We start from the raw sequence: 18,997 nt of genomic DNA on the forward strand, positions 1-18,997 counted from the left end.
GCGATCAAAACACGCTGGCTTATTTAGCTAGTACTGAGCCCGCGACGGGTTGATCTCCGCGCCGGATGGCTGGCGCAGGTTATGACCGCATCAGCGGTGAAACGCCCTCGGTTATGCGGCTCCTGGTTGCGCTCGCACTTGACCTTAACCGTGCGTCATGGCGAGCAGTTTTTTCGCCACCGGTATCTCTCATCGGGGCTGCAGCCGTAGACCGGCAAAGAACAGCGATTCTGCATCGAAAAGAACATATGCTGCCCAGACATCTGCGCCGTCTCGAAGCTGAATCGATCGAAATCATGCGTGACGTGGTCGCCGAGTTCAAAAGGCCGGTCATGCTTTATTCGATCGGAAAAGACTCGAGCGTGATGCTGCACGTTGCGATCAAGGCCTTCTATCCCGCAAAGTTGCCTTTTCCCCTGCTCCACGTCGACACGACCTGGAAGTTCCGCGAGATGATCAACTTCCGGGACGCCACAGCCAAGCGGCTCGGCCTCGACCTAATCGTCCATGTAAATAAGGAGGGCATTGAGCGCGGGATCAATCCGATCGACTCCGGCTCCGCGCTTCATACCCAGGTGATGAAGACAGACGCCCTGAAGCAGGCGCTCGACCTCCACGAATTCGATGCTGCTTTTGGCGGTGCCCGGCGCGATGAGGAAAAGAGCCGCGCAAAAGAGCGGATTCTGTCCTTCCGCTCGGCAGGGCACGTATGGGACCCTCGTAACCAGCGGCCGGAACTCTGGAATCTATTCAACACTCGGATTCGCCGGGGCGAAACCATGCGGGTCTTTGCACTGTCGAACTGGACTGAGCTCGACGTCTGGGAATATGTCATGCGCGCGAAGATTCCGGTCGTCCCGCTCTACTTCGCAAAGCAAAGACCGATCGTGCGTCGAAATGGCGCGATGATCATGATCGACGACAAGCGATTGCCGCTTCTGACCGGCGAGGCGCCGCAAATGCGGATGATCCGTTTCCGCACGCTGGGATGCTATCCGTTGAGCGGAGCTATTGAATCCGATGCGACAACGATCGAAGACATTGTCGCAGAGATGCAGACCGCGACAGTATCGGAGCGCCAGGGCCGCCTGATTGATGCCGATGAAGCCGCTTCGATGGAGAAGAAGAAGCGGGAAGGCTACTTTTGATGCTTGCCAAACCAATAACGGAATCTGTCCAAGCCAAGCCAAAGGACCAGCTGCGATTCATCACATGCGGTTCAGTGGATGACGGGAAATCCACGCTGATCGGTCGGCTGCTGCACGACAGCAAGATGATTTACCAGGATCAGATGACGGCGTTGGAACGAGACAGCGCCAAGCACGGCACTACCGGCCGTGAGATCGATTTCGCGCTGCTCGTCGACGGGCTTGAAGCCGAACGAGAGCAAGGCATCACGATCGATGTGGCCTATCGTTTCTTTGCGACGGAGCGGCGCTCGTTCATGGTGGCTGATACACCCGGCCACGAGCAGTATACCCGCAACATGGCAACTGGCGCCTCAAACGCCCAGCTCGCCATCATCCTCATCGATGCCCGCAAGGGCGTGCTGGTCCAAACCAAGCGGCACTCGTTCATTTGTTCGCTCCTTGGTATCCGTCACCTCGTCTTGGCAGTGAACAAGATCGACCTCGTCAACTACAGCAAAGAGACCTTTGATCGGATCGTCGCCGACTATGTGGCCTTTGCCGCAGATCTCGGCTTCGATACGATCGTCCCGATCCCGATCTCTGCCAGGTACGGCGACAATGTCGTCAACCGCTCTTGCAACACTCGCTGGCACGATGGTCCCTGCCTGCTCGGCCAGCTCGAGAGCATTCGGATCTGCTCCGACAGCTCCCGGCAGGCCTTCCGCTTTCCGGTCCAGTGGGTGAACCGGCCGGACCTGGATTTTCGAGGTTACGCCGGATCCGTAGCTTCAGGAAGCATTTCGGTGGGAGACGAGATCGTCGTCGCAGCGTCCGGACGGACCGCGCGCGTCAGGCGGATTGTGACTCAAGGCGGCGATCTGCCTTGCGCCGAGGCGGGCGATGCAATCACGCTTACCCTTGAAAACGAAATCGACATCAGCCGCGGCGATCTCCTGGCATGCCCGACCGAGCGACCGGAACTCGCCGATCAATTCGCCGCTCATCTGATCTGGATGGATGAGGACCAACTCGCTGTCGGGCGCAACTACATCCTGCGCATTGGATCGCAGACCACAGCCGGCAGCATTACTGCGATCAATTATCGGATCGACGTCAATACGCGGGAGCACCTGGCAGCCAGGACGCTTGGCCTAAACGAGATCGGCTTCTGCAATGTCTCAACCGCACTGCCCGCGGCGTTCGATCCTTACGGGATCAATCGCAAGACCGGATCATTTATCGTCATCGACCGATATACCAACCGCACGGTCGCAGCCGGGATGATCGCATGTCCACTGCGGCGAGCTGCCAACATCGCTTGGCAACCCCTTGCAGTGGGACGCAAGGAGCGGGCCACTCTCAAGAACCAGAAGCCTTGCATCATTTGGTTTACCGGCCTGTCCGGCGCGGGAAAGTCGACAATTGCCAACATCGTCGATCAAAAGCTGTTTGCGATGTCTCGGCATGCCATGCTGTTGGATGGAGACAACCTGCGGCACGGATTAAGCGCGGACCTCGGCTTCTCCGCGACCGACCGCATGGAAAACATTCGGCGTACCGGGGAAGTTGCCAAGTTGATGGCGGACAGTGGCTTGATCGTCATTTGTTCGTTCATCTCGCCTCACAGGGCCGAACGAGATATGGTGCGCAGTCTGGTCGGTAAGGAGGAGTTTGTCGAAGTCTTTGTCGATACGCCGATCGAAGAATGCGCGCGGCGCGATCCCAAAGGTCTTTATTCAAAGGCGAAGTCCGGTAAGATCAAGAACTTCACCGGCATCGATGCGTCCTACGAAGCGCCGACAAGACCTGAAATTCATCTCAGGACCGTGGAGCAGACGCCTGAGCAAATGGCCCAAGCTGTAATCGATGTCTTGGCGGCGCGCGACATTCTTGGCGGTTAGTGGTTGTCGGACCTATCACCTCGTATCTCACCGTCGATTTAGCAAGATTGCCCCTCACCAAGCCGCTGGCCCGGCCAAGGCGACTCGGGTTAAGCACGGGCATCAATGGACTCATGCTCTAAGGAACAAAATGGTCGCGTCCACACGTCGATTGCCGGCCTCCGGTTATGTGCTGGAAATCGACGGTCAATTGAAAACCGAATTTGCGACCAGAGATGGGGCCTTTGCAGGAGCGCAGGAGCTCAAGAAGCGCCGTCCGATGCTCCAGGTCAGGATCTACGACGCCAGGACAAAGGCCAGAGAAGAAGTCGGGCTTCCAGTAACTTGAGTTTTCGCTTCACGTTGTTTCTTGCGCGTATGGCGTTGGCTCCCCTTATCAAACCTGTGGCTACCGAGATTGGATGACGACGTCAGCCCGGCTGAAGCCGCGGGGAATTGAACACAGGTGCGGAAGCATCGCCAGCATCGGCTGGCTGCAGTCCAGCGCTTGGAGTTTGAAACCTGTACGAGATACTCCAGCGCCCTGACATAAAGTACGAGATCGCGCAGCTCGGCCACGAAGTGTCGATCGCTCGTGAGTTTGATCGAAAGACGGGGCAGGCACCAGGACCAGCTGTCACGTGATATTCTCTCGACACCGGAAGCTCGATGCCGCACCTGCCTGTTGTCTCGCAAGAACGCTGTACTAGCGATCACGGCAGCTTGGCTGCAAAACGCGGCGCCACAGACGCTTAGCGCGCTGCGCGTCAGCTTTTCGTCAGCTACCTCGCTTAGCATATTACAGTTTCGACGACCCGAGTTTCCGAATCCAATCTCAACACATTGATCGGGGGCGGAAACGAGCGGTTCAGGGGCGGCCATCGCGGCTCCGACTATGTTCACTCATGGCCCAACTCCCAATTTCCCGCGGTAGCCTCCATTCGGATTTCAGCTCACCGTGGCAAATGCAGTCGCCAGAGTTGGCGATGGCCCAGGACTGGTTGTCGTACGGCCCGCGCGATCGCCCGGCCGGCGCCCGGCTCGGACATTGTGGGTCATTGCGGCGGGCGCGATGTTGGGCAGATTTGCCATATCTCACCTCTCGATCGCCGCGGCCGCACAGGAGATCCGTGCACAGTACGCGTAACGCAAACGGATGGGGTACGGCCGCCCGAGGGCGAGGCAGGGGTCTCGGATATAGAAAGCCGATGGGATTCAGCGGTCGTTGGCGCTTGACTCTCTGCGCGGAGACAAAACCACCGCACTCATGATTTCGCTTCGTTCCAGATCCGATTCTGGCCCGGTTAGATTCGTAAATCGACCTGCGCCCACCCGTGAGAGATTCAAATGCTCTGTATACGAAAGCGCTGCGGGCGAACGGTTGGGGCCGCTGAAACCAAGGACGCCGTACCGTCAGCGCTCCAAGCTGGGGCCATCGCGCTGGAATTGCGCTGACGGCAATCGGCGGTGAAAGCATTAAAAATTACTTACTACGAATCATTGCCAGCGAAACCGGGGTATCTGACACATAACCGCTGCGAGACGACGCGTGAATGACGACATAGGTTGCAAAAGTTGCTTTCAAATCGACCCTATCGACCTGCTGCCCGATGAGGGCGCCCGGCGGCGGTTCGAGGCGATTGTGGATCGTGCAGGGGACGCGCGCTCAACGTGGTCGCCGCTTGATGAGGAAATGCGAGCGACTCGTGCCGAGCTTCACCGCGTCGAGACCCGCCGCAAACAGCTGATATTGGCCCGCACCGCCGGCGGCCCCGTCGCGGACAAGGAGGCAGCGCAAATCCGTGACTTGGACGTGCAAGCCGCCGGATTCGCTGAAAAGTTGCGTTGCCTCATCGGTCGGGAGGCGACTGCTGCTGCCCGCATGCGGAACTGCGAGAGCCTGGCGTCACGCTGCCGGGCCTTTCTGGCTCGCAGTGGCCTGCGGTCGGGCGTGCGTCTTACCTCGATCCCACAAATCGCGCTGTCGGAGATTTTAGGGCGCGACGAGCCGATCAGTATGGCTCTCAAGCGCTTGCGCCTGCGTCTTGGCGAGCTCGAAGCCGATGCGCACCGGATTCGCAGTGCGCCATTTCCCAGTGAGGCAAAGAAGCAAGACGCGGCGGTTCTGATCGCACGACTGGCGGAACGTGGAGCGCCGTCTATCTTAGCCATGATTGATGACAACGCGCGTGAGATCAAATGGCCGCTCATCCTCCAGGAGCACGATCTGACGGCTGTCGTCCTCGGTGCGGACACGCGGGTTGTGGGCAGGGCATCTGGCCAGGTTCCCGATGTAATTGGGCTGCTCTGTTGGGTCCTTCGTGACACCTTGACCGAAAAGGTGAACGAATTGATTGATACCAACAGCGACGATGCTGCCGCGCTGGCGGCGGATGAGCGTGAAAAGCTGCTGACTCAGATCGAAGCTGACAAATTGATGACCGAACGCAAAGAGGCCGCCCTGGTACAAGCCGCGCAGGCTGCGGGCGAGGCCATCGAACACCGCGATGGCATCAGCGTTCTGGCCGCGCTTCAGCTCGAGCTGGTCAAGCAGACACTATGACGACGCGGCCGCGCAAATATGCTCTCGCAACTGGCTTAACTGGTTGTCCATGAAGGAACGCGGAGTTAGCCTGCAACGAACCGGATCAGGCGACGATTTGGGCAGGGAGTTCAAGCTTCGCAAGCGGAAAGCACAATGCTGGTTGCGGTCTTTCCCTGAGACCATTTCCTACGCGCCTCTTCGGCCTTCTCCAAAGCCATTTAGCGAGCCGTCGATGCGCAGACGGAAAGGCGTGCGGGCGGCCAGGAGAGGCCGCCCGCGTTTGTTGAGCTTGGCCATCTCGGGGGCTGCGTGAATGTATGAGAAGCCAAGTCCACGCGACACTCCTAGCAACTCGCGTGCCAGACGGTCCGACCTCAAAGAGATGCGGGCTATCGTGCTCAAGGAAAGCGCACCGACGCGGTGCGCCGCTCGTGCGAGTTGCGTCACGAAGGGGCTTTCTCCAAGCCGTGCCTAAGCTTGGCAAAAACGGGCCATGTTAGTCATATAACGACGACGAGGAGCAAGACGAGGCGCTTTTGCACCTCATGCCGTGTCGGCTTTCGAACGGGCATGTCGTCAACCCGGCGTGCAAGCGCTTGCGAGTAGCGCAGCGATGATACGTACGTTCGCGACGCACGGTTCCACTCGGCGAGATACACCTCAAATATCCGTAGCTTGGAACCCTGTCACATTGCCGAATCAAATTTCTTGTACTCGGTGGTCGTGCCTAAGACTTCCTCCCGTTCATTGAAGCCGGCGCATCGAACTCTTCCACGGGGCTTTCTAGGGACCATTGGTTGGGCGAGCCGAAGCTGACGTCGGAGAGAGCTTCCTTGGTGGATTAGCGTCATGACCCCGCAAGCTAAACTGTGTGCTTTGTTGAGAGGTGTTCTGGATGATGCCGTCGCGATGGTGCCCGAAGCAAGGCGGACGTCTTCGTTGAAGGCATGCATCGCGGAAAAAGTACTAACTCTAGCCGCACAAGGCAATTCGGATCCAATTGTGTTGACACGCCTGGCCGTGCGGAGCGTGCAGCAAGCCTGTCGAGGTTGCTACGGATGCGAAGGACAGCAACCCATCGGTCAGTGAAAGTTCGATCATGGCCCCCAACACGATCGCAAGTGCTTTCGCACCGCTTGAGCAACTTGCCAGCCAGTTGATTCCCCATATTCCGCGGGAGGACGATGCCTCGCACGACATTAGCCATACTCTACGAGTTTGGAAGAACGCGCGAACAATACAGGCGATCGAGGGCGGCGATCTCACGATCCTGGTTCCTAGCATCCTTCTTCACGACTGCGCAGCGGTTGAGAAGAATTCTCCCTTTCGTTTTCAAGCATCTCGGCACGCGGCCGATAAAGCGTCGAAGTTGCTGAGGGAACAAGGCTTCTCGGCAAGCGCTATCGAGTCCGTTGCGCATGCAATCGAGGCCCATAGCTTCTCCGCAAACGTGCCTCCTCGAACGTTAGAGGCAAAGATCGTTCAAGACGCCGATCGGTTAGACGCAATCGGAATGATTGGGGTGGCCCGATGCTTTCACCTTGCAGGTCGGCTAAGGCGGTCGCTTTATGACGTCGGCGATCCTCGCGCTCGAAATCGTCCGCATGACGACAGGAAATTTGCAGTCGATCATTTCGACACCAAATTGCTCAAGCTGGCGTCGGGATTCCAAACCGCGGCTGGAAGATCCCTGGCAAGACCCAGGCACGAGCGCTTGGTGCGCTATCTGGACGAACTGTTTGAGGAGATCTAGATCGGGAAAAGTGTCGGTTTTCAGAAGGTTGTCGCGCTGGTCTGATCAGAAGATCGTGCAACTCACCCGGTCTAGTGCCGGATCTGATCAGTTAGAGGCTCTACTGCGTGAATTCGGCTGGAGTGTTCTGACTGGCCAGAATTCCTTACGAGGAGAAAGACCAAGCGGTGCAGGCAGCGTTGGCGATTGTCTCAGCGTGCCGCCCCAGTACCTAGGCCAGCATTTTAGGGCACGTTACGTACAGGCTTCGAAGTCCCTCACGTACAGCTCTTTGGTGGTGAGCTCCATCGTCCCCGGGTCTCCGGCGACATCCCAACGCAGTATTTTGGTCACCACCACCTTCCGTTCGCATAATGCGTCAGATCGCATTCGACTATTCTCCCCACGTAAGCATGTGCCTCATATTTTGGGGGCATTGGGCGCGCCGCGCCTTCTTCGAGCGTTTCCTCCACCAACGGCCGCATCGAGCTCGGCGACGAGCGCGGGATCAGGCCCCAAATAGTTACGAGAAAGAATAGCCTCTCTCCGGTCCACGACAGCGGACAACACTGGGAAACCATCGCAGCATTGCTGCAGACAGCAACGATGTCGATCTGTTCGCATGGCTCGCCCCGCACTCGGCGGTTTGCTCCGCCGGGGCTCAGCAAAAGTTGTCGAGCTGATCGCTGCAAAAGGTCCCGCCAATCGCAAGCCCGAGCCTGACTGGACGAGACAGGGGACCCCCCGTTCAGACGCAATGATGACATGATGGCGGACATGTAGAGCGGTGGCAGGCACTTCCAAGGCATCGACCTTCAAGGAAAGTAGCAAAGGCGGATAACTTGTATCCCGATCTGGAGTTCGGCGAGGGCGCGACGTGAATCGAGCCAAATCCTCGCGGCAGAACGTCCTCACCCCTGACGTCGCACTGTGGACACTCTGAGCATAGCTTGCCGCCGCTCCCTGCAATCTTCTGCCAGCCTTCGCTTATCGCTCCGCGCGGATGTGCACGTTAGAAAAAATCACATGAGAAGAGTTCGGAAGAGGGTTGAAACGCACCTAACGTCAAGTTGTACGATCTGAAAATAGACGGCAAAGGTCGTCAACGTCCCGAACTCTCCAGCGAGTGACAGTATGCGAATGTCTCAAGCCTCACGCAGGATCCGGCGCGTCAGCAGCGGCACGCATAACGGGCGCCACGCGCGAATTGACATCCGCGTGCGATCGGTCCGACGTGCACTTTTATCTGAACTTCAACGTTCGCCTGGATGGCACAGGTCGGCCGTAAGCCGATCAGCCGACACGTCTAGCTTGCTAGGCAAGATGTTGAAGACGCTGGATCGTTGCATGCAGGACGGCTGGACAAGAGTTGCGCTTCGCGCCGCCTCGGTGCGCAAATGCGGCGGCAGAGCGAATTCCTAGGAAAACTGAATGATATCGATGGGGCCTTGGCGCCGTGCGGGCATCGCTGTGCATCTGCGGATTGATGTGCATGTCGTGATCGGCCGAATTTTCGATGAGTTGTCAAGCGAAGCGCGTCTGCGCCGATGGCGCTTCGCCCAATAGCAGATGACGCGAGGGGCTGCACGCAAGGTGACTCAAGTCGCGGCACCCCTCCAGATTCGCGACGAAAACAACTTAAGGGGAATAGTGTGACAAGACAGCGCTCTCTGTTGACGCCTGGTCCGTTGTCGCTTTCGCTGGCGGTCAGGAGCCAGATGCAGCTCGATCTCGCATCGCGCGATTGCGAGTTCAAGGAAGTGACCGCCCGCATGAGGCGGCTGATGCTCAATCTGCTGGGAAAGGCCGGGGATTATTCCGTAGTCCCTATTCAGGGAGGCGGCTCCTTTGCAATGGAGGCTGCTCTGTCCTCGTTCGTGTCCAAGGGGGACAAGCCGCTCGTTTGCATAAACGGCATCTATGGCGAGCGCATCTTCAAGATCCTGCGGCTGTGGGGCGTCGACGCGCTGAAGCTTGTCAAACGAGCTACCGAGCCTTTGGACCCCCAAGAAGTTGCTGAGCATCTGAGGCGAAATCCCGGCATTACCCACCTATGTCTCGTGCATTGCGAGACGACGACCGGAATCGTCAATCCGCTGGACGCGATCGTCGAAGAGGCGAAGCGGCGTGGTATCAAGACGATCGTCGATGGCATGAGCTCCTTTGGCGCGATCGATATTGACCTGAGCTGTGGTGGGATAGACGTCCTGGTGACGTCGAGCAACAAGTGCATTGAAGGGCCGCCAGGGGTCGCTTTTGTCATCGCGTCTCGCGAGCTGCTAAAAAACGCAGTCCAAGAACCGAGGTCGTTTGTGCTCGACGTGAGAGACCAATGGCTCTCGCTCGAGCGCTCCGGTGAGTGGCGATCGACCCCGCCCACCCACATCGTTCAGGCAACGACGAGGGCCTTGGAGATTCTGGAGGGGGAGGGCATCGATGCCCGGCGCCGCAGGTATGAGAAGGTTAGAGACGATCTCGTCCAAGAACTCGAAGGGGTAGTGTCTCCCCTGCTGTCTGCCGACTTGCAGTCGCCGGTCTGCGTCGCCTTCAGTGCGCCATCCGGCATCGCCGATCAGGAAGGATTTGACGGGCTATATCGCCATTTGGCGGCCCACAACCTTTATATCTACTCGAAGTTGCACCTCGCGACGCGGAGTTTTCGGGTCGGTTGCATTGGCGAGATCCAACCCAGTTGGATCGAGCAATTGGGGTGTGCCTTTCGTACATACTTTCGGTCCGGTCCGGTTCCGTGCGCGGGGGCGGCGTCGGCCCGGGAGGCTTGCGAGCGCCGCATCGAGACGTCATCGCCGTTCGCAAGGACCTCGCAGCTCCCGTTCTCTGCCGAAACTGCTGTTCTGCACGCGGGCTACCGACGTGATCCGGTGACCAAAGCTGTCGCAGTGCCGATCTATCAGAACACGGCCTATGAACTCGATGGCGATCTGAATCACATTGCGGATGTCTACAACGTCAAGGCGGATGGGTTCACCTATACGAGGATCATCAATCCGACGACCCGTGCGCTGGAAAGAAGGTATGCCGCGGTCGACATGGGACGTGATTCGCTCGCGGTCGCATCGGGTCAAGCGGCGACGTTCCTTGCCATCGTCAACCTGTCAAGCGGAGAAGTGGGGGACAATGTCGTCGCCTCACCGTACCTCTATGGCAATACGTGGAACCTGCTCCACAACACGTTAAAGCGTCTTGGTATCAGCGTCAGGACGGCGGACCCTCGCAGGCCCGAGACTTTCGAACGTGCCATCGATGACCGCACGATCTGCCTGTTCGGAGAGGTGATTTCAAACCCCTGTCTGATTCCGCTTCCGGTCAAACAGCTGGCTGAGATCGGCCGAAAGCACGGCGTTCCCCTGGTCGTGGATAATACGACGACCCCGCTGGTATGTCGGCCGTCAGATCTCGGTGCGGCGATTACGACCTACTCCGCCACGAAATATATCTGCGGCCACGGCACGACGCTGGGCGGTCTGCTCGTTGACAACGGCAAGTTCAGCTACCGGGGAGCCTCCCGCTTTCCATTGTTCAACAGTCCTGACGAAGCGCATGGCGGGATCATCTGGCGCAACGCCTTGCAAGATGTCGACGATCTCGGAAAAAGCGAGGTTCTTCTGAAGGCTCGCATGACCTGGTTGCGCGACACTGGCGCGGCCATTGCCCCCTTTGCGAGCTTTCAGCTGATCCAGGGCCTTGAAACGCTGCCCCTTCGCATGAAGCAGCACTGCGCAAACGCCAGGATCGTGGCCGACGTTCTTAAGGCGCATCCGAAAGTACGTCGTGTCTTCTACCCGGGGCTGTTCGAAGGAGCCGACCGGGAAACCGTCGACCAGACGCTCAATCCCGCATACGGACACGGCGCGATGGTCATGTTCGAGGTGGAGGACGAACAGGCCGGGCGCAAGTTCATCCAGAACGTGGACCTGATGTATCACGTTTCGAATGTGGGGGATGCCCGGACGCTCGTGACGCATCCTGTTTCGACGACCCACACCACCGTTCCGCGGGAGAAGCGCGAAGCCGCCGGCATATTTGGCGGTTCGATCCGGCTTTGCGTCGGCATCGAAGACGTCAACGACATCGTGCGCGATCTGGACAGGGCGCTTTCCGCAATCTGACAACTTGTAAGGCGATCAGGAAGAGGTTCTCATGAATCAGACAGACGCTTGGAAACTGAGGTCGTCCCGTTATGAAGCGGTTCAGTTCAGCCGCGAGATCAACAGGCAACTCTCAGAACTGAGGCCCGACAATGTAACGGGAATGGTCTATATCGCCAAAGATTACGCTGTGATTGCCGCTTGCACGCTCGCGACGGTCTGCGTCTCTTGGTGGCTGTACCCGGTGGCCGTCCTTCTGATCGGCGCCTACCAGCGCGGTCTGACGACGATCGCTCATGATGCGGCTCACCGCACGCTCGCGAAGAACACGACCTGGAACTATGTCCTCGGCATTCTGTTCGCCGCCTATCCCCTGTTCCAGCGCCACTGGGCCTACCGGATCTCGCATGTCTATCTGCATCATCCGTATCTCGGCGACCCGGAGAAGGATCCCGACCTGAAATTCTTCATGGCCAATGGTGTTTACGACGTCCAGCCTCCCGAGCGGTACGCCTTCAACATCATCTGGAAGCCGATATTCGGCGGCGCGACACTGGCCTATCTGAAGTATCTCTGGACCAATCGGTTTTCGATCACGGATGCCGAGGACCAGAGCCGCTCAGGCATCCTTGTCGACAAGTATGGCTTCTATCTCTTCTGGATCAGCATCCTGGGCGGATCATATGCTCTTGGGCTGCTCCACATCGTGATCCTGTTTTGGATCGTGCCCTATCTCACCACGTTTCAGGTTCTCGGGTGGTTTGTCGAACTCGCCGAGCACTCGCCGATGTGCGAGACCGAAACGAAGAACGTCTATCTGACCAGGAACCGGAAAGGGAATTTCCTCGAGCGCGCCATCCTTGGACAGAATCTGGATGAGTACCACCTCGAGCATCACCTGTCGCCGGGCATCCCGTTCTGGCTTTTGCACAAAGCCCAGAAGATCCGGATGCAGGATCCGGGTTACGCAAAGGTTGCCGCGAGCTGGGGAGGGCTCTTCGTCAAGGGGCCGCAAGGTCAACCCAGTGTTATGACTCAGTTGAAGGAGCGAAATCGACGCTTGTATGAGCAGTCGGTGGCCGATGGCCATGCAAAGGGGCAGGTGGCGTGACATTGCAACGGTCAGACGAAGCCCGCGCCGTGGTCGGCGTCACCTCGAACCGACTTTTGGTCGATGGCGTGCATCGCGACTGGCTACGACGCAAATACGTCAAGGCTCTCCTTCATCATGCGGGCGTGGCCTGCGTCATATTGCCGACGATCGACGCTGAAGATGCGCGGGGCGATGCCACCCGGGCGATCATGAACGCGCTCGACGGCCTCGTCTTGACAGGAGATGAATCCAATCTTGATCCGGCCGTCTTGAAAGCGCCTGCATCCCATCCAGCAGCCGATCAGCAGGATGTTGAGGATGGTATCCGCGACCGCCCACGGGACAGGCTGTCTGCGGTAGCCATCGATAGGGCCATCGCGATCGGAATGCCGATCCTGGGCATCTGCCGGGGGCTGCAGGAGCTTAACGTCTATTTCGGCGGCACACTCCATCCATCGCTGGCGGAATGGAGGCTGGGAAGTGCCCTGATGCATGGCGAGAAGCCGGATCGTCCAAGAGACCGCCAGTACGATGCCGCGCACAGCGTGAGGGTATGCTCCGACGGTGCGCTTTTTCCGATCGCGCGCGCCTCCGAAGTGCAAGTGAACTCCCTGCACAATCAAGGCATAGAGGCGCTTGCCAGCGCGTTGAGGCCGGAGGCGTGGGCGCCTGACGGTCTGGTCGAAGCCGCTTCCGTCGTTGGCGCGCCGACGCTGCAAATCGGCGTGCAATGGCACCCCGAATGGCACGTCTCAACCGATCCCCTGAGCGGGCGGCTGTTCACGGCATTTGGAGAAGCGTGCGTTGCGTATTGCCACGCCAAGAAACACTAGAGGCGGATTGTGACGTTTCAAACCAAGCGCGGTCCGCTTAGGTCGAAGGACGAGTCTCTGGGAACCGGTGCACGAGCATGGTTCGGGGGACGCGCTGCGGCGCGCCACCGGCAGGGGAAGGGCGGGCAATTGACAGGACGCTTCGCTCTGGGAGTTCTCTTTGTGGCGCTTTATGTTGTCCTGAGCGCGGCAGGCGAGGTTTATGCGGCATCGTATTTTCAGCAGGCGGATGTGTTCGTTGCTCTCCTTGTGTCCTTTGCCGCGGTGTGTCTGACATTCAATCTCCTGGCCGGTCACGAGGGAGCAACGGCCCGGGTCGCCAAGTCGGCGCTCCTGGTGTTTGTCTCGCTCAATATCGTGACCGCAATCAGCTGGATTGGGTTGTTTATCGCCCTGAAATACGCCGAGCCTGCGATCGTCGTCGCCTTCATGGTTGCGTTAGGACCCGCCGCAACGGTGTGGTTGAACGCGCTGATCAGGCGGCAGGGCGTCCCTCCGGCATCCGATATCGTCGTGAGCGTCACGATCGCGGCGATCGGTGGTTATATGATCTGGATCTCGGCAACCGGCAACGCTGGTGTGGCATGGGGAGCTCGATCGTCCTTCGGTATCATCTTGGCGATCGTGGCCGGCCTGTCGCTCGCCCTGACTAACATACTCGTCAAGCTTTTGTTCGACCGCGGATTTTCCGGTCGACAAGTGTTGGCGCATCGGTTTTACGGTACGATCCTTTTGCTGCTGGGACTGGTCGACCATTCCTCCATCGCGCTCGAGATCTCGCAGCATTGGCTTGCGCTCGCAACGATTGGGCTATCCACGATCATTATTCCTTTGTTCCTGATCCAGGAGGGCATTCGCCGCGTGGAGCCCTTCACGGTCAACATGGTCCTGTCCACCGCTCCTGTCGTCACGTTCCTGTTTCAGTACTTTGATTCTCGCATCGTGCCGTCGCCACATACGTTCGTTGGAAATGTTCTTATTACGGCTGTCGCCGTCGGCAATGTCTGCTTGCAGTACCGGAGGTCCGCATGAACGAACGGAATTGTGTAATCGTCGACGCGTATTCGACTGGCCGATTTCTGCCGGAAGAATTCAAGCAGTATGGAATTGGAACAGTGCATGTGATGTCGGCTGCACAGATTCCAACCATCTTCCAATCCCATTTCAATGCGGATCTGTATGATGAAGTCATTCGTCCGCCCGAGCACATGGCGTGCGAGGAGATCGTCGAATATCACCTTAAGGCTCTCCATGGCAGGGAGCTGGAGTTCGTCATAGCGGGGTGCGAGACCGGAGTTGAGTTGGCCGATTCCATCTCGGAGCGGCTGGGCCTACCCTCAAATGGGACCGCCTTGTCAGCCGCGCGGCGCGACAAATCGCGCCTTTGCGAAGCGTTGGCCTCGGCAGGTGTGCGATCGATCAGGCAAGTGGTGTCCGACAATGCTGGAGAGATCGCAAGCTGGAAGCGTGCGGAGAATTTCAATGAGATTGTGATCAAGCCACTGAACAGCACAGGCACCGAGGACGTGTTCTTCTGCTCGACGGATACTGATGTTCAGCGCGCTGTAACTGCCATCGTCGGCAAGACGAACCGGGTCGGAGCGTTCAATAAACTGGCGCTTGCGCAGGAAAAGATAAACGGCCAGCAATATACCGTAAATGCCGTCTCGATCGACGGAGATGCCTTCGTCACGGAGGCCTGGACCTATGACACCGTCCCTATCGAGGGAGCATCGTCGGTCTGTTCGCTCGAGCGGTTGCTGGGTGGTAAGGAGCCAATCGTTCAGGAGCTGTCGGACTATCTTGTTCGTGCGTTGCGGGCGCTTCGGATTGCCGACGGGCCCGCTCATGCCGAGATCATAGTCGATGGTCGGGGACCGGTTTTGGTCGACTTCGGAGCGAGGCTGCAAGGAACCATGTCGGCGAAAGCCCGGACGATGGCTTTGGGCCATAACCATTTGACGCTCACGGCTTGGCGCTACGCAGATCCCAAGGGCTTTGCCGAGTATATGAGGCGACGCGGGGTCTACAGGCGGCAGGCTCATGCCCTGTGTGTCTCGCTGATTTCCGACATGGGCGGCGTCGTGACCGGTTATTCCGGGCTCGATGCAATCCGCAAGCTCCCAAGCTTCGCGGATGCCATTGCATTCGTTCCGATAGGTCAAGAACTGGTTCCGACGATCGACTTGGCGTCGACGCCAGGCATTGTGTACCTCGTGAACAACGACTTGATCCAGCTCGAGGATGACTATCGCCAATTGCGCGCGATGCGGATGAACCAGGTGTTCGATTTGGTGGCGCAGGAAGCAAACCAGTGACCGACAGCCGGGCAAGTTGCGCGAATTCAACCGCCGCCGCGATGATCGGTGTCAGCGACTTCGATGGCATTCTTCGAGGCAAACACGTTCTCCGAGAAGATCTCTCGGGTGGGGACAAGGTCATCAAGTTCTCCGAAGCGGTGCTTGCTTGGGATTGTTCCGACCGGGTCATTCCGGTGAATTTCACGCAAAAGCCGCTGTCGGCATTCGGAGACGCCGATCTGCGTATTCTCTCAAGTACCGGCCGTTCAGTATCCTATGTCGGCGATCACTATCTCTACCTCGCCGAGTTTATGGGCGCGCATGAGACCGTCTGTCCGCGCGGCATTCTGCGTAGGGTCCTGCGTAGGTCTGCTCACCACGGGTACGACTGCACTGCCGGGTTCGAGTTTGAGTTTATGCTGTTCAAGGAGAACGCTGATGCGATCGAGGACAAGCCGTTTGACAAATGGGCTCCGTTCACGCGGGGCCCGTTCGGCTACTCGATTGCGCGTTCTCTCGCGCACCAGGATCTGTTCGGCGAGATCCTGTCGCTTTGTGAGAAGTCCAGAATACCTCTCAGCGGGCTGCACTTTGAGACAGGACCTGGCGTGGTCGAAGCGTCACTTCATCATTGTGATGCCCTGGAAGCTGCCGATCGAGCAATCATATTCAAGTCGATGATAAAGGCCTGGGCGCAAACCCGAGGCATGATGGCTACATTCATGGCCAAGGTCTCCGAGAAATGGCCCGGACAGTCCGGCCATATTCACATCTCGGTGTCCTCCGATGGACAGAACGCTTTTTACGATGGTGACGCGTCTCGCAACGTCTCGAAGCTCATGACGCAATTCATCGCGGGACAACTGAAATACATGAATGATTTCTGTGTGCTCGCTGTGCCGAACGTCAATAGCTATAAGAGATTGGTACCTGGCTGCTGGGCACCAATTTGCCCGAGCTGGGGAGTTGACAATCGCTCCTGCGCGGTACGGGTCATCCCGGGAGGGCCGTCTGCACATCGCCTCGAATACAGGCTGCCTGGGGCAGACGTGAACCCATACCTCGCTCTCGCATCCGCCATCGGCTCGGGCATGTTGGGTATCGAGACAAATGCGGCGCTCCCGGCTTCGACCGTCGGCGATGCAGGCGCGGAGATCTGCCTTCCATCCGGGAGACTTCCTCAAAGTCTGTCAGAGGCAACATACCGGTTTGCACAATCTCCGGCAGCCATTGATGTCTTAGGAGAAAGGTTTGTTGAAGCCTTTTCTTGCTCCCGCCGTTGGGAATGGGAAGCCGTTCAACATCGGGTCACCGACTTTGAACGTCGGCGGTACTTTGAGATCATTTAGCTTGAGCCTCACAGCTGGGCGCTGCTGCAACCATCTGATTGATAATTCGCGCCACTGGTCGGTTTGGTGGCCAACTATTTTACTCACCTCTCGTTCGACGCAGAACATTGAGGATGCTTCCGAGAGAGGTGGTGGACGCGCGGCGCCTCTTTTCGCCAGGAAAAACAGCGCCGCGAGAGTCTAGCAGCCAGGTCCGGCAACAACGGCTCCGGCATATCCGGCGCCGATCATCAGCGGCACCATGATGATAATCAGCTCGTCGACATGCCGACGATTGGATGCCGGTATCATCATCACCAGCAGCATGATCAGAACCAGCTTGAGCATTGCGATTGGCGACGCCGGCAGCCTAGCGGAGGCTGGCGTCCAAGAGCCGTCAAAACGGCTGGCGATCGCCGCAAAATCGCTTGCGTGCGCCGAGGCGGGCAACGATGCGGGCACCGTTTCCAGCGTGAGCGGCGTTGCGGGAGTGGCGCTCCGAGATCGGCTTTAGCCTCCACTTCCTGGCCGGTATCTGCGGCGCAGGGCTCTTCCTCGAGGGCTCGCCGGATGCACGACCACACTCGCAGTCCGGATGGTAGACGCCTCGAGTTCGCCTTCAACTGCCAACCGCTACGGGATCTGGCGTGCGCTATGCGGAGCGCTCCGCGCCAGCTCCCGTTGCCATCCATCGCCCAACCGGGCAAATCCAAAGTCAGGGGCGAACTCAGGACTGGATATAACTTCAAAGCTGCGAGCATTCGCCCGAACCCACCGTTGTTGGGACTCGCCGATGAGAAGTCCGATTTCGATCCGGTAAGGTTGGGATCGCGGCAGGCGGCGGTCGGCCGCATCCGAAGGTCCGCGGCTGTCGGAGAGCTTCACCTGTTCCAGCGGTCGTCCAACTGGGGGCGCCCTATCCAAGCCCTGTTGAGGCACCGCGTTGTCCAGCCCAGCTGCCGCCTTCCGTGCAGTCGCGCTTGCGCTTCCTGGTAAGGGCCGACGTAGCGAAGCTGGGTCGGTATTTTGGGATAGATGCGTCGTATCCGCGCGACGGCACGCTCTGCGGCCCTCCTGTCGCGTTCGTCCAAGTCAAATCCGAAGCCGGTGCGCAATCGGTCCGGCAGCAGCTCCGCACTGAGGGTTTGGTACCAGCGCGGCGGACGCAACCATGGTCGTGAACCGGTGAATATCTGTCGGGCCGCCTCGCGTGCGGCGGTGCTGACCGACAATGTATCTGATTGCATCATCCCCGCGGTGTAGGCCGCGAATGAATCCCAATCCGCCGGTAAGTCGCTCGACGTCAGCCCGAACAACGCCCCAAACAGCCGGCTTTCGGCCCAATAGCGCTCGCGCTCTTCGACGGAGAATGGCGGCAGGATCAGGTCGTGGACGGTCAGAGCGGTGTCGACGAGCGTCGCGTGAACCCAGCGCAACGCTGCGACCTCGTTGGCGCGGTAGGGCGAGCCGCTCTCGAACCGACCGATTGCTTCGGGCAGACGGCCGACGATCATGGTATGGCGATGGTGCAGGTGCCGGGCAGCGGTAACAGCCGCGTCGAGCGAGCCGAACACCATCGTAAACACCACATTAAAAGTTCGATGGAAGCGACCGATCGGATCCGCAAAGCTCCGCGAGTGCTCGAGGACGGCCGCGGCGACCCAGGGATGCGCCAGCTGAAGCAGCAAGGCGCGACCGGCGCCCAAAAAGGTGATGGCTTCCCGGTCGATCCGCCACGTCATCGAGCCCGGCCCAAAAATGCCCTCGACTGGTCCCGCGGCCCGAGCCCGGACGAAGTCAAGAGCAAGTTCGATGTCGCTTTCGGAGACCAGATGCGCACCTTGGGAAGCAGACGAGGGGTAATTTCACTGATCTGTGCAGTCTATCGCGATTCAGCAAACCAAGGCTCTCTCAACTTGTTGCATGTAGCGCGTCGATCTGGATGGGAAGGCGCGGCAATCTGGATGGCGAGTCAGTGTCGCGGCGGAGTGATGATTGCCGCGCAGATTGTCGCGCGCAAGAGTTTTGTTGAGCTCTGATTGTCGCG

General features: G+C 58.7%; 14 protein-coding genes and 1 pseudogene. 13 read left to right on the forward strand and 2 right to left on the reverse strand.

All coding sequences use genetic code 11. From position 1 onward, the window contains the following. Window positions 1-248 precede the first annotated feature (248 nt). The 12 genes and pseudogenes from cysD (at window position 249) to ACVMB1_RS02785 (ending at window position 16,971) form a co-directional block, all read left to right on the forward strand. Complete coding sequence (gene cysD, locus ACVMB1_RS02730; protein WP_456849866.1) at window positions 249-1,148, forward strand: sulfate adenylyltransferase subunit CysD; 900 nt, start codon at window positions 249-251, stop codon at window positions 1,146-1,148. Then, complete coding sequence (gene cysN, locus ACVMB1_RS02735) at window positions 1,148-3,031, forward strand: sulfate adenylyltransferase subunit CysN (protein WP_456848200.1); 1,884 nt, start codon at window positions 1,148-1,150, stop codon at window positions 3,029-3,031. Before cysD ends, cysN begins: the two co-directional genes overlap by 1 nt. Window positions 3,032-3,161: 130 nt before the next feature. Beyond that, window positions 3,162-3,359: a hypothetical protein gene (locus ACVMB1_RS02740; RefSeq protein ID WP_057018768.1), complete on the forward strand. Its 198-nt coding sequence runs from the start codon at window positions 3,162-3,164 to the stop codon at window positions 3,357-3,359. Between the two features lie 1,200 nt (window positions 3,360-4,559). Then, a complete protein-coding gene (locus ACVMB1_RS02745; RefSeq protein ID WP_456848202.1) occupies window positions 4,560-5,573 on the forward strand; it encodes a hypothetical protein in 1,014 nt (337 codons plus the stop codon). Between the two features lie 1,081 nt (window positions 5,574-6,654). Next, window positions 6,655-7,308, forward strand: coding sequence for an HD domain-containing protein (locus ACVMB1_RS02750; protein WP_253587719.1), 654 nt, complete (start codon window positions 6,655-6,657; stop codon window positions 7,306-7,308). Window positions 7,309-7,727: 419 nt separating this feature from the next. After that, a pseudogene (locus ACVMB1_RS02755) lies at window positions 7,728-7,899 on the forward strand (IS66 family transposase); the annotation flags it as partial. A gap of 1,106 nt (window positions 7,900-9,005) precedes the next feature. After that, entirely contained in the window at window positions 9,006-11,417 is a 2,412-nt protein-coding gene (locus tag ACVMB1_RS02760) for a 2-aminoethylphosphonate--pyruvate transaminase (RefSeq protein ID WP_456848204.1), read from the forward strand. Between the two features lie 31 nt (window positions 11,418-11,448). Then, the gene (gene rtxC, locus ACVMB1_RS02765) at window positions 11,449-12,507 is read left to right on the forward strand and encodes a dhydrorhizobitoxine desaturase (RefSeq protein WP_456848206.1); all 1,059 of its coding nucleotides are present in this window, start codon (window positions 11,449-11,451) and stop codon (window positions 12,505-12,507) included. Window positions 12,508-12,536: 29 nt separating this feature from the next. Then, a complete protein-coding gene (locus tag ACVMB1_RS02770; RefSeq protein WP_456848208.1) occupies window positions 12,537-13,322 on the forward strand; it encodes a gamma-glutamyl-gamma-aminobutyrate hydrolase family protein in 786 nt (261 codons plus the stop codon). Window positions 13,323-13,484: 162 nt separating this feature from the next. After that, window positions 13,485-14,354: an EamA family transporter gene (locus ACVMB1_RS02775; RefSeq protein ID WP_456814050.1), complete on the forward strand. Its 870-nt coding sequence runs from the start codon at window positions 13,485-13,487 to the stop codon at window positions 14,352-14,354. Continuing rightward, window positions 14,351-15,640 (forward strand): ATP-grasp domain-containing protein, encoded by a 1,290-nt coding sequence (locus ACVMB1_RS02780; RefSeq protein ID WP_456848210.1) that lies wholly within the window; start codon window positions 14,351-14,353, stop codon window positions 15,638-15,640. The genes ACVMB1_RS02775 and ACVMB1_RS02780 overlap by 4 nt, the downstream gene beginning before the upstream one ends. Then, the gene (locus ACVMB1_RS02785) at window positions 15,637-16,971 is read left to right on the forward strand and encodes a glutamine synthetase family protein (RefSeq protein WP_456848212.1); all 1,335 of its coding nucleotides are present in this window, start codon (window positions 15,637-15,639) and stop codon (window positions 16,969-16,971) included. The genes ACVMB1_RS02780 and ACVMB1_RS02785 overlap by 4 nt, the downstream gene beginning before the upstream one ends. Before the next feature lie 180 nt (window positions 16,972-17,151). Here the strand turns inward: ACVMB1_RS02785 and ACVMB1_RS02790 are convergent, their stop codons facing one another. Further along, complete coding sequence (locus ACVMB1_RS02790) at window positions 17,152-17,400, reverse strand: hypothetical protein (protein ID WP_456848214.1); 249 nt, start codon at window positions 17,398-17,400, stop codon at window positions 17,152-17,154. Window positions 17,401-17,831: 431 nt separating this feature from the next. Then, entirely contained in the window at window positions 17,832-18,692 is an 861-nt protein-coding gene (locus ACVMB1_RS02795; protein WP_456848216.1) for an oxygenase MpaB family protein, read from the reverse strand. Here ACVMB1_RS02795 and ACVMB1_RS02800 point away from each other — a divergent pair. After that, the gene (locus ACVMB1_RS02800) at window positions 18,618-18,989 is read left to right on the forward strand and encodes a hypothetical protein (protein WP_456849957.1); all 372 of its coding nucleotides are present in this window, start codon (window positions 18,618-18,620) and stop codon (window positions 18,987-18,989) included. The two genes, ACVMB1_RS02795 and ACVMB1_RS02800, sit on opposite strands and share 75 nt — an antisense overlap. Window positions 18,990-18,997 lie beyond the last annotated feature (8 nt).

The sequence above is a fragment of the Bradyrhizobium sp. USDA 4504 genome (genome assembly GCF_054063995.1).